General features: G+C 75.9%; 12 protein-coding genes. 3 read left to right on the forward strand and 9 right to left on the reverse strand.

All coding sequences use genetic code 11. The features are described 5' to 3' along the window. Positions 1-78 precede the first annotated feature (78 nt). The 5 genes from PS271_RS26215 to PS271_RS26235 form a co-directional block, all read right to left on the reverse strand. Positions 79-585 (reverse strand): MarR family winged helix-turn-helix transcriptional regulator, encoded by a 507-nt coding sequence (locus PS271_RS26215; RefSeq protein WP_120758069.1) that lies wholly within the window; start codon positions 583-585, stop codon positions 79-81. 71 nt (positions 586-656) lie between these two features. Further along, complete coding sequence (locus PS271_RS26220; protein WP_398385156.1) at positions 657-2,198, reverse strand: FUSC family protein; 1,542 nt, start codon at positions 2,196-2,198, stop codon at positions 657-659. Between the two features lie 22 nt (positions 2,199-2,220). Next, the gene (locus tag PS271_RS26225) at positions 2,221-3,246 is read right to left on the reverse strand and encodes an acyl-CoA dehydrogenase family protein (protein ID WP_398385158.1); all 1,026 of its coding nucleotides are present in this window, start codon (positions 3,244-3,246) and stop codon (positions 2,221-2,223) included. Between the two features lie 22 nt (positions 3,247-3,268). Beyond that, positions 3,269-4,540: an acyl-CoA dehydrogenase family protein gene (locus PS271_RS26230; protein WP_398385160.1), complete on the reverse strand. Its 1,272-nt coding sequence runs from the start codon at positions 4,538-4,540 to the stop codon at positions 3,269-3,271. Continuing rightward, a complete protein-coding gene (locus PS271_RS26235) occupies positions 4,540-5,436 on the reverse strand; it encodes an enoyl-CoA hydratase (RefSeq protein WP_398385162.1) in 897 nt (298 codons plus the stop codon). Before PS271_RS26235 ends, PS271_RS26230 begins: the two co-directional genes overlap by 1 nt. Before the next feature lie 45 nt (positions 5,437-5,481). On the opposite strand from PS271_RS26235, the gene PS271_RS26240 reads away from it, so the two are divergent. From PS271_RS26240 to PS271_RS26250, 3 genes are read left to right on the forward strand one after another with little or no spacing between them, the layout of a single operon-like run. Then, entirely contained in the window at positions 5,482-6,297 is an 816-nt protein-coding gene (locus PS271_RS26240; RefSeq protein WP_398385163.1) for an SDR family oxidoreductase, read from the forward strand. 14 nt (positions 6,298-6,311) lie between these two features. After that, positions 6,312-6,926 (forward strand): TetR/AcrR family transcriptional regulator, encoded by a 615-nt coding sequence (locus PS271_RS26245; protein WP_398385165.1) that lies wholly within the window; start codon positions 6,312-6,314, stop codon positions 6,924-6,926. Between the two features lie 28 nt (positions 6,927-6,954). Beyond that, a complete protein-coding gene (locus PS271_RS26250; protein WP_398385166.1) occupies positions 6,955-8,112 on the forward strand; it encodes an acetyl-CoA C-acetyltransferase in 1,158 nt (385 codons plus the stop codon). 37 nt (positions 8,113-8,149) lie between these two features. Here the strand turns inward: PS271_RS26250 and PS271_RS26255 are convergent, their stop codons facing one another. Genes PS271_RS26255 through PS271_RS26270 form a run of 4 tightly spaced genes read right to left on the reverse strand, consistent with a single transcriptional unit; the run spans position 8,150 to position 11,653 of the window. After that, positions 8,150-9,211 carry an NAD(P)H-dependent flavin oxidoreductase gene (locus tag PS271_RS26255; RefSeq protein WP_398385168.1) on the reverse strand — a complete coding sequence of 354 codons (1,062 nt, stop codon included), beginning with the start codon at positions 9,209-9,211 and terminating at the stop codon, positions 8,150-8,152. After that, the gene (locus PS271_RS26260) at positions 9,208-9,969 is read right to left on the reverse strand and encodes a CoA-transferase subunit beta (RefSeq protein ID WP_398385169.1); all 762 of its coding nucleotides are present in this window, start codon (positions 9,967-9,969) and stop codon (positions 9,208-9,210) included. Before PS271_RS26260 ends, PS271_RS26255 begins: the two co-directional genes overlap by 4 nt. Continuing rightward, positions 9,966-10,853 (reverse strand): CoA transferase subunit A, encoded by an 888-nt coding sequence (locus PS271_RS26265; protein WP_398385170.1) that lies wholly within the window; start codon positions 10,851-10,853, stop codon positions 9,966-9,968. The genes PS271_RS26260 and PS271_RS26265 overlap by 4 nt, the downstream gene beginning before the upstream one ends. Continuing rightward, complete coding sequence (locus tag PS271_RS26270; RefSeq protein ID WP_398385172.1) at positions 10,850-11,653, reverse strand: enoyl-CoA hydratase family protein; 804 nt, start codon at positions 11,651-11,653, stop codon at positions 10,850-10,852. Before PS271_RS26270 ends, PS271_RS26265 begins: the two co-directional genes overlap by 4 nt. Positions 11,654-11,672 lie beyond the last annotated feature (19 nt).

The raw sequence follows: 11,672 nt of genomic DNA on the forward strand, positions 1-11,672 counted from the left end.
GGAAAGAGAGGGGGCCGCGGAGGCCGGACCGGGGCGGGCACCGTGGACGGTGCGTGTGCCGTGATCCGCCGGAAGGGCTCAGGGCTGGAGGCCGCCCAGCCTTCCTTCCAAGAGGACGAGCAGTTCGGCCAGCGTTTCCGCCAGCTCGTCCCGGCGCTCCCCGCCGAGCCCCTCCAGCAGCGCGTTCTCGTAGCTCAGCTGATGGGGGATCAGGCGGTCGATGAGCTCCCGGCCCTCCTCCGTCAGGGACAGGTGCGCCACGCGCCGGTCCCGCTCGTCCGCGCGGCGCGCGACCAGCTCGCGCGCTTCGAGCACCCGCAGCCGCTTGGTCACCGCGGCCCCCGACGCGAAGGTCTCCCGCGCGATCTGTCCCGGCGTCAGCTCCCGGCCCGTCCGCCGCAGGGTGCCGAGGATGTCGAACTCCGCGCGCGTCAGCCCCTCCCGCACCAGCGGGGCGTCCGTGGCCTGCTGGAGCAGCGCCGCACAGCGGTTGAGCCTGCCGATCACGGCCATCGGCGCGGTGTCGAGTCCCGGGTGGACCTGCTGCCACTGCCGCAGCACGCGCGCGACGATGTCCTCGGTCACGGTGGTGATCCTTTCCAGTCGGTGCTCCGGGTAGATTCTGCCGCCCCGCCGGTGCCCGCCCGGAAGGAGGCTCAGAACGCCGCCGCGCCGCCCGGGGCGTGCCCCCGTACGAGCGAGGCCAGCGCCCGGTGACCGTCGCGCTCGGCGTGCGCCACCCGTTCCCCGGGCGGGGTCCGCCGCCACTCGCCGGCCGCGGTGTCGGCCGCCTCCCGCAGTTCGACGAGGGCGGCCGCGAGCCGGTCGCGGGCGGCCTCGCGGGCACGGTCCGCTCCGGCCGGCACGGCGAGCGCCGCGGCGCTCGCCCCGTCCACCCGGGCCACGGCGGCTTCGACCCGGTCCGCCGCCCGCCGGTTACCGACCAGCGCGCAGGCGAGCAGGCCCGTCGCCACGCCGACGAGCGTATCGGTCCAGCGGTCGCCGACGAGCTCCCGGGCGGGGTGGCTGCCGCCGAATTCGGTCAGCAGCAGGGCCATCGGGGTGACGCAGACCGTGCCGAGCCAGTAGTTGCGGGAGATGAGCGCCTCGGCGCCCGCCTGGAGGGCGAGCGCGGCCAGCACCATGGCCACGGCGCCGGTGCGGACGAGCGGCACGAGCGCGGCGAAGAGCAGGACGCCGAGGAGGTTGCCCAGCACCCGCTGGAGCGCGCGGTGCCAGGACAGCGCGGAGTTGGCCTGAATGACCGAGGCGGCCGTGACCACCGCCCAGTAGGGGTGCCCGACGCCGCAGGCGAGCGACGCCCAGCCGGCGAGGGCGGAGCCGGTGAGCACGCGGGCGGCGGCGGGGAGGTGCGGGCGCAGCCGGGGAGGTGGAAGGGGCACGGCGCCCGGGCCGGGTGCGGCGGGGGCGTCCCCGGGCAGGGGCCGGCCCTTGCGCAGATCCCGCGCCCAGGCCTCCCAGCGCCGGGCGTCCGGTGCGGTGTCCGGTTCCGTGCGGGTGAGTGCGCCGTGTACGTGGGCGCGCACCTGCGCCGGCGCCCGCAGCAGGGCCTGCCAGGCGGCGTGCCGGGCGCGGGGAGCGGCCGCCTCGTCCGCGCGGACCGCGCGCGCCGCGGCCTCCAGGGCGCGGGCGGCGACGATCAGGTCGGGCCCGTGCGGCCGGATGAGGCCCGGCGCCATGCAGACCAGCCACGCCCAGACCCCGCAGGCCAGGGTCAGCCCGAGGTGGAGCGGCAGGTCGGCGGCCCGCTGCGGTACGAAGCACGCCGACGCCGACACGAAGGTGAGGACGACGTTGCCGGGCGGGCCCGTACGGAAGGCGTCGCACACCGTCTTCTGCACGGCCGCGAGAGCTGCCGCGACCAGCACGAGCACGGTGGGGGAGCGGGTCAGGGCCGCGGCGCCCAAGGCGGCGCCCACGCCCGCCGTCATGCCGAGCACCACGAGGGCGAGGGCCCGGGCGCGGGCGGCGTACGGGCGGTCGTGGCCGTACAGCGCGCATAGGGCCCCGGCGGAGGTGTACAGCGCCAGGTCCAGCCGGCCGGCCGCGAGCAGGGCGGCGTCCGGCACGGCCATGGCCACGACGGCGCTGAGGGCCGCCTTGTGCCGGATGTCCGCCGGGCGGCCGAGCCGGAAGGCGGCGTGCAGGGCCCCGGGCAGGGCGGGTCGTCTCACCATACCTAAGAGTTTAGCAAGTGTTTTACTCGCGAAATATATCGAGGGTGCGGGCCCGGCACTCCGCCGGTGCCCCCCACGCGGACCTCAGCGCCCGCGCCTTGCCCAGCCACAGCGACAGGTCGTACTCCGCGGTGTAGCCGATCGCGCCGTGCAGCTGCAGCGCGGCCCGCGCCGCGGCGTAGGCCGCGTCCGACGCGGCCGCCTTCGCCGCGGCGACCTCCGCCGTAGCGCCGCCCGGCGCCCCCGCCGACAGGGCCACGGCGGCCCCGTGCACGAGCGGCGCCGCGAACTCCAGCCCGACGCGCGTGTCCGCCAGCCGGTGCTTGACCGCCTGGAACGCGCCGACCGGCGTCCCGAACTGCCTGCGCTGCCGTACGTACGCCACCGTCCGCTCCAGCAGTGCCTCGCCCACGCCGAGCAGCTGCGCGGCCGCCGCGAACGCCGCCCAGTCCGCGGCGTGCCGCACCGCCTCGCGCACCGCCCGGCCGGAGGCCACCGGCTCCGCCCCGCAGCGTGGCACGGCGAGCCGCCGCGCCGGGTCCAGCGAGGGCTGCACGGGGCCGTGCCCGGCGGCGAGGAAGAGGTCGTCCGTCCCGGCCGGCACGACGAACACCGCGTCGCACACGTCCGCGTCCAGCGCGTACGGGCTCCCGCCCGGCGCGCCCGGCAGCGCCGCCGTCACCAGGGCCCCGCCCTCGCACACCCGCGGCAGCCACGCCTCCGCGAGCAGGGTCCGGCCCGCCGCGGCCAGCCGGGCCAGCAGCGCCGCCACGGCGACCGTCTCCACGGCCGGGCCCGGCACCGCGTACCGGCCCAGCTCGGTGAACGCCACGGCAACCTCCGCAGGCAGCGGCCCCGCACCCCCGAACGCCTCCGGCACCGCCGGCTCGAACACCCCCGCCCGCGCCACCCGCTCCCACACGGCGAGGCCGGGCCCGTGCTCACCCCGCGCCCAGGCCCGCACGGCCGCCGGCGTGTCCGCCGTGCCCAGCATCCGGCCGAGAACGCGGGCGAAGTCCTGCTGCTCGGTGCCGAGGGTGAACTGCATGCGGTCTGCTCCCGTGAGGAGGTCAAGGGGTCGGTGGACGCCGCACGCCCGGCCGCTGCTGCGGCCGGGTGCGGCCTTCAGCCGGCTGCTCAGGCGGCGAGCTTCCAGGGGCACCGCCCCCGCCCGCCGGCCGCCGCCCCCTCGGCAGCCCCAGCAGCCGTTCCGCCACGATGTCCCGCTGGATCTCGTTCGTGCCCGCGTAGACCGGGCCCGCCAGGGCGAAGACCCAGCCCTCCGACCACGCGCCGTGCGCCGGGGCGTCGGCCGCGGCGCCGGCCAGTTCGCCGTACGGGCCGAGCAGGTCGAGCGCCGTCTCGTGCAGGGCCAGGTCGAGCTCCGACCAGAACAGCTTCGTCAGGCTCGGCTCCGCGCCCCGCGGGCCGCCCGCCGCGCTCGCACACCCGTACCCGTACAGCTGGTAGGCCCGGGCCCGCACCACCGCGTCCGCCACCCGGTCGCGCAGCGCCGTGTCCCCGGGGTCGGCCGCCGACTGCCATAGGGCGACGAGCCGCCGCACGGCGGCCACGTAGCGGCCGGGGCTGCGCAGCGTGAGACCGCGCTCGCTGCCGGCGGTGCTCATGGCGACGCGCCAGCCGTCGCCGGGCGCGCCCACGACGTCCCGCTCCGGCACGAACACCTCGTCCAGGAAGATCTCCGCGAACGCGGGCCGGCCGTCGAGCCGGGCCACCGGACGCACCGTCACCCCCGGCGCGTCCAGCCCGAACATCGCGTACGTCAGCCCCTCGTGCGGCCGGCCGTCGCCCGCCGGCCGGCTGCGGAACAGCCCGAAGGCCCGGTCGGCGAACGCGGCCCGCGAGGACCACGCCTTCTGCCCGCTCAGCAGCCACCCGCCGGGCGCCGGCACGGCCACCGACCGCAGGGACGCGAGGTCCGACCCGGCCCCGGGCTCGGACCACGCCTGCGCCCACACCGTCTCCCCGCTCGCCATCGCGGGCAGGATCCGGGCGCGCTGCTCCTCCGTGCCGTGCTCGAAGAGCGTCGGGGCGAGCAGGCCGATGCCGTTCTGCGAGACCCGCGCGGGCGCACCGGCCGCCCAGTACTCCTCCTCGAAGACCAGCCACTCCAGGAACGAACGGCCCCGGCCCCCGTACGCGGGCGGCCACGAGACGACCGACCAGCCACCGGCGTGCAACGTCCGCTCCCACGCGCGGTGTTCGCCGAAGCCCTCCCGGGTCTCCAGGGAGGGCAGCGGCGCGCGCGGCACGTGCGCGGCGAGCCAGGCGCGGGCCTCCGCGCGGAACGCTTCCTCCTCGGGAGTGAAGTCCAGGTCCATCAGGCCCCGCCCGCCTCCGTCCCCGCCTCCGCCTTCATCGCGCGGATGTCCATGCCGCCCAGGGGGTCGGCGGCCGTCTCGGCGTTGTGCGCGTGCGCGAGGTGGTGCAGGGCGAACGCCGCGTCGAGGCCGCCGTGCAGGCCCTGGAGGTCCTCGGCCTGGTTGACGGCGCGCTTGGCCAGGGCGAGGCCCATGCGCGGCATCGCGGCGACGCGCCCGGCGAGTTCGCGGGCGTGCCCGGCGAGCTCCTCGCGCGGCACGACGCGGTTGACCATGCCGAGCTCGTGGGCGCGCCGCGCGCTCATCCGGTCGCCCGTGTAGAGGAGTTCCTTCGCGACGCGCGGCGGCAGCACCCACGGGTGCGCGAAGTACTCCACGCCGGGAATGCCCATCCGCACCACCGGATCGGCGAAGAAGGCGTCCTCGCTCGCGACGATCAGGTCGCAGACCCAGGCCAGCATCAGCCCGCCCGCCACGCACGCGCCCTGCACCGCGGCGATCACCGGCTTGGGCAGCTCGCGCCAGCGGCGGCACATGCCCAGGTAGACCTCGGACTCGCGGGCGAACCGGCTCTCCGCGCCCGCCTTGCCGCAGTGGTCCCACCACAGGCCCGCCCGGCGGTCGAACGGCAGGTGGGCGTCGCGCCCGGGCGTGCCGATGTCGTGGCCGGACGAGAAGTGCGCGCCCGCGCCCGCCAGGACGATCACCTTGACGGCGTCGTCGGCCGCCGCCTCGTAGAAGGCCCGGTCCAGGGCGTACGTCATCGCGGAGTTCTGGGCGTTGCGGTACGCGGGCCGGTTCATGGTGACCGTTGCGACCGGACCGGTGCGCTCGTAGAGCACCACAGGCTCAGTGGGTGTCACAGGCTCAGTGGGTGTCACAGGGTCAGTGGTCATCAACCATCCTTCCCTAACAAGTGTTTGGTAGGTTAACGTACGGTCATGAGCAGCGTCGAGGAGTCCACCGCTGTCCGGCCGGGTCCGCCGCCCCGCCCTCCCGCTCATGACCTGCTGTCCGGCCGCACGGCCGTCATCACCGCCGCGGCCGGCGCCGGGATCGGCGCCGCGACCGCCCGCCGGTTCCTGGAGGAGGGCGCCCGCGTCGTGCTCGGCGACCGGCACGCCCGCAGGCTGCGCGACGCCGTGGCCGCCCTGAGCGAGGAGTTCGGCGGCCGGCAGGTCGCCGGCCTGCCGTGCGACGTCACCGACGAGGAGCAGGTCGCGGCCCTGTTCGCGCTGGCCGAGGAGCGGCACGGCGCCCTCGACGTCGTCGTCAACAACGCGGGCCTCGGCGGCACCGCGGAGCTCACCGCCATGACCGACGAGCAGTGGGACGCCGTCGTCGGCACCACCCTCGGCGGCACCTTCCGCTGCACCCGCGCCGCCCTGCGCCGGATGCGCGCCCGCGGCACCGGCGGCGTCGTCGTCAACAACGCCTCCGTCGCCGGCTGGCGCGCCCAGCAGGGGCAGGCCCACTACGCCGCGGCCAAGGCGGGCGTCATGGCGCTCACCCGCTGCGCGGCGGTGGAGGCCGCGGCCTACGGCGTGCGCGTCAACGCCGTCGCGCCCAGCCTCGCCCTCCACCCCCACCTGTCCAAGGTCACCACCCCGGAGCTGCTGGAGGAGCTGGTGCGGCGCGAGGCGTTCGGGCGGGCCGCCGAGCCCTGGGAGGTCGCCAACGTCATCGTCTTCCTCGCCAGCGGCTACTCCTCGTACATGACCGGCGAGACGGTCTCCGTCAGCAGCCAGCGCGCGTGAACGACAATGGCACCGTGCCGAACAGCAAGAAGACCGCCGCCGAGCGGCCCGCGCCCGAGCGGCGCGGCGAACTCCTCGCGACCGCCGCCGAGGTGTTCGCCGCGCACGGCTACAACGCCACCACCGTGCGGCGCATCGCCGACGAGGCCGGGATCCTCGCCGGGAGCCTCTACTACCACTTCGACTCCAAGGAGTCGATGCTGGACGAGATCCTGTCCGCCTTCCTCGACGAGCTGTGGGACGGCTACGACGCGGTCCTCGCCGCCGGCTTCGGCCCCCGGGAGACCCTGGAGGCCCTGGTCACCGAGTCCTTCCGGGAGATCGACCGGCACCGCCCCGCCGTCGCCATCTACCAGCGCGAGTCCCGGCACCTCGCCCTGCAGCCGCGCTTCGCCTACCTCGCCGACTCCCAGCGCCGGTTCGAGCGGGCCTGGCTCGGCACCCTGCGCCGCGGCGCCGCGGCCGGCGTCTTCCGCACCGACCTCGACGTCCGGCTCGCCTACCGCTTCGTGCGCGACACCGTGTGGGTCGCCGCGTCCTGGTACCGGCCGGGCGGCGCGCACAGCCCCGAGGAGATCGCCCGTCAGTACTTGTCGATGGTGCTGGAGGGCATCGCCGTACGCGAATGACCCCAGGGACACCGAGGAGCGATCAGCCATGGCCGAGGCATACATCGTCGGAGCGGTCCGCACCCCCGTCGGCCGGCGCGGCGGCGGCCTCTCCGCCGCCCATCCCGCCGACCTCGGCGCGCACGTCCTGCGCGCCCTCATGGAGCGCACGGGAGCGGACCCGGCCGCCGTCGAGGACGTGATCCTCGGCTGCCTGGACGCGGTCGGCCCCCAGGCCGGGGACATCGCCCGGACGAGCTGGCTGGCCGCCGGGCTGCCCGAAGAGGTCCCCGGCGTCACCGTCGACCGGCAGTGCGGCTCCGGCCAGCAGGCCGTCCACTTCGCCGCCCAGGCCGTCCTCTCCGGCACCCAGGACCTCGTCGTCGCGGGCGGCGTCCAGAACATGTCGCAGATCCCCATCGCCTACGCCGTCCACCAGGCGGCCGTCCCGCTCGGCCTCACCCAAGGCCCGTTCGCCGGCTCGGAGGGCTGGCGGGCGCGCTACGGCGACCGGCCCGTCAGCCAGTTCCACGGCGCCGAGCTCATCGCCCGGCAGTGGGACATCGGCCGCCCGGCCATGGAGGAGTACGCGCTGCTCTCGCACCTGCGGGCCGCGCACGCCGCCGACGAGGGCCGCTTCGACCGCGAGCTCGTCCCGTACGGAGGGCTGACCGCCGACGAAGGCCCCCGCAGGGACACCTCCCTGGAGAAGATGGCCGCGCTGAAGCCGGTCGTGGAGGGCGGCCGGCTGACGGCCGCCCTCTCCTCGCAGATCTCCGACGGCGCGGCCGCCCTGCTGCTCGCGAGCGAGCGTGCCGTGCGGCGCCACCGGCTCACCCCGCGCGCCCGCGTCCACCACCTGTCCGTACGCGGCGAGGACCCGGTCCGCATGCTGACCGCGCCCATCCCGGCCACCGCCCACGCCCTGAAGCGGGCCGGCCTGACGATCGCGGACATCGACCTCGTCGAGATCAACGAGGCGTTCGCCTCCGTCGTCCTGGCCTGGCTCCGCGAGACCGGCGCCGACCCGGACAAGGTCAACGTCAACGGCGGCGCCATCGCACTGGGCCACCCCCTCGGCGCGACGGGCGCCAAGCTGCTGACCACGCTCCTCCACGAACTGGAGCGCACGGGCGGCCGCTACGGCCTCCAGACCATGTGCGAGGGCGGCGGCCAGGCGAACGTGACCATCATCGAGCGGTTGTGAGCCGTACGGGGCGCGGGTGGCTCCGGCGCGCCCGCGCTCATCCGCCGGCGCCGTGTCCCCCGAGCGCCGCCAGCACCTCCTCCGCCTCCGTCATCACGCGCGCCACCAGCTCGGCGCACGTCGGCAGGTCGTCGATGGCGCCGGCGACCTGCCCCGCGGCCATCACCCCCAGATCCGTACGCCCCTCCACCATCGCGGCCCTCAGCAGCATCGGCGTGTTCGCCGCCAGCAGCACCTGACTCCAGGTCAGCTCCCGGCCGTGCCGCATCGCACGGCCGTCCCGCAGCAGCGCCGGCCAGCTCGTCCCCGACAGCGCCCGGAACGAGGCGGCGTGCCGCAGCGCACGGACGAGCCCGCCGACCCGCCCCGACCGCTCCAGGCCCGCGACGAACGGCGTGCGCAGCATCCGGTGAGGGAGGCCGTCGACCTTCGTCGTGACCACGACGTCCCGCACCGTCGCCGCGAGGTACGCCGCCTTGACCGCGTCCGGCACCGTGCTGTCGGCGGTCAGCAGGAAGCGCGTGCCCATGGCGACCCCGGCCGCGCCCAGCGCCAGGGCCGCCACCAGGCCGCGCCCGTCGCGGAAGCCGCCCGCGGCGACGACCGGGATGCCCACCGCGTCCACGACCTGCGGCAGCAGGACGGTCGTCGCGACCTCGCCCGTGTGACCGCCGCCCTCGCCGCCCTGCACCACGACCGCGTCCGCACCCCACGCCGCGACCTTCTCGGCGTGGCGCCGCGCGCCCACGGACGGGACGACGAGCACCCCGGCGCCTTTGAGGCGGGCGATCAGCTCCCGGGACGGGGCCAGCGCGAACGACGCGACCCGCACCCCCTCCTCGATCAGGATGTCCACGCGCTCCCGGGCGTCGCCCGCGTCCGCCCGCAGGTTGACCCCGAAGGGCTGACCCGCGGTACGGGCCCGCACCTTCCTGATCGCGGCCCTGAGCGCGTCCGGCGTCATGGTCGCCGAGCCGAGGATGCCGAGCGCGCCCGCGTTCGCCACGGCGGCCACCAGCCGCGGGCCCGCGACCCAGCCCATGCCGGTCTGCACGAGCGGGTGCCGGACTCCCGCCAGCTCGGTCAGGGCCGTCCTCACCCCCGTACCTCCCGTGCGCGCAGCCCGTCCGGGTCGATGACCTCCTGGATCAGCCGCAGCTCCTCGGCGGACGGCAGGCGGGTGCGGGGCACGTCGTGGGGGACCTCCAGGGGGAAGCCCGTGGCCGCCTGTATCTCGGCCGCCGTCACACCCGGGTGCAGCGAGCGGACCCGCATCGTACGGTCCGGCGTCTCGAAGTCCAGCACCGCCAGGTCGGTGACCACCCGCGGGATGCGGTGGAAGCGCGTCGCCGACGGCCCCGCGGCGGCCGCCCGGTCGTAGCCCACGCCGCTGACCATGTCGACCTTCTCGACGAGCACGCGCGGCGAGTGCCGGGGGATCCAGTAACTGGTGGGGTTGTTGAGGGTGTTGGCCGGGGCGCCGCGGACGCCCAGGAGCTGCCGGGAGGGCCGCCGCCAGTCGCCGATGCAGGAGATGTTCTGGTTGCCGTGCCGGTCGAGCTGGGCCGCTCCCATCATCACGTGCCGCCGCCCGCCCGCGACCAGCGCCAGATGCCGGCGGTACGGCAGCCACCCCTCGACCGCCCGGGCCCGCGCGCCCAGCGCGGGCACGTCCGCCACCAGCAGCGCCTCCCCGTCCGTGAGCAGCAGGTCCGGGGCGAAGGTGAGCCGGGCGAGCCGGGCCCCGATCGACGGGACCACGCCCATGGGAGCGGCCAGCACCTCCCCGCTCCCGCGCCAGGCCTCCGCGCACGCCACGACGCACACCTCGGCGCGCTCCGCCCGCCCGGCGCTCACGCCGCGCCCCCGGTGAAGCCGGCGACCGCGGCCCGGTAGGCGTCCTCGTCGCCCGACAGGAAGCGGGCGGCGAACTCCCGCCAGGCCGCCGGATCGGCCGCGGCCGCCGCGTACGCCGCCTGGAACGCCTCGTCCCGGTCGTAGTCCGGGACGCAGGACGTGAAGTGCGCCCCGCCCGGCGCCTCGACGACGCCGCTGACGCAGTGCCGCTGCACGAGGAGCGTCTGCGGGCCGGCCTCCTTGGTGAACTCGGTGCTGTCGACGATCCGTTCGCAGGAGACGTACGCCTCGCGCGCCGCCTCGCAGAACAGGTCGTCGAAGTACGGATCCGGTCCCAGGTACTGGGCGTTGCCGCGCGCGTCCGCCCGGTTGAGGTGCACCAGGGCCGCGTCCAGGGTGAGCGCCGGGACGGCGACGAGCTCCTCGCCGTCCCCGTAGGGGGACGTCACGGTGCGCAGGAACGGGTTGACGGTCATGACGTCCGAGCCGAGGCCCGCACGCACGGGCAGGAACGGCAGCCGGTGCGCGGCGGCCGTCAGGCCCCACATGAACATCGCCTCGTCGAGTTCGACCAGTTCGACCTCCCCGCGCTGGCGTGCGGCCCGGAAGTGCGGTTCGAGCGGGATCGAGTCGAGCGTCGCGAAGGCCGCGACCAGCTTGCGGACCCGGCCTGCGGCCACCAGCAGGCCGACGTCCGGGCCGCCGTAGGAGACCACGGTGAGGTCGCGGACGTCCGAGCGCAGCAGGGCCCGGACGAGGGCCATGGGCTTGCGCCGGGAGCCCCAGCCCCCGATGCCTATGGTCATGCCGCTCGCCAGGCGGGCGACGGCTTCGTCGGCGGTCATGGTCTTGTCGCGGCCCGCCACGGCCTGTTCACCGGTCATGGCTGCTCCTCTTCCTGTCGTTGCTCCCTCTCCTGCCGCTCCTTTTCGTGGTGCTGTCTGTCCTGCTGCCCGAACGCCTCGCGCAGGCGGTCGCCCACGCCGCACAGGCCCGCCTCGAAGGTGAAGCCCTGCTCGTAGCGGTAGCTGCGGCGCACGTCGACCGGGTCGATGCCGTTGATCGCGGCCTTCGCCAGGCGCAGCAGCGCACCGTCCTTCGCGGCGATCTCCCGCGCCAGCTCCAGGGCGGCCGCGCGCAGAGCCGGGCGCGGCACGACGCGCCAGATGGAGCCGTGCCGGTGCAGCTCGTGCGCGGTGACGGTGCGCGAGGTGAAGTAGAGGGTGCGCATGAGGTGCTGGGGGACGAGCCGGGCCAGGTGCGTCGCGGCGCCGAGCGCGCCGCGGTCCAGCTCCGGCAGGCCGAACACGGCGTCCTCCGAGGCGACCACGGCGTCCGCGTTGCCCACCAGGCCGACCCCGCCGCCCAGGCAGAAGCCGTGCACGGCGGCGATCACCGGCACCGGGCAGTCGTAGACCGCCGAAAAGGCCGCCGCACAGCCGTGGTTGGCGCCGAGCAGGGCTTCGTGGCCGGGGGAGCTCCGGATCTCCTTGAGGTCCACGCCGGCGTTGAAGCCGCGCCCCGCGGCGGCCAGCACGACACAGCGGACCGCGTGATCGGCCCCCGCCGCGCCGACCGCGGCCGCCAGGTCGTACCAGCCCTGCACGGGAAGGGCGTTGACGGGCGGGAAGTCCACGGTGACGACGGTGACGGCCGGTTCGGGGCGTGAGGTGGAGACACTCATCGGAGGATCCGCTACCTTT

This window comes from Streptomyces sp. SCA2-17 (assembly GCF_044336695.1).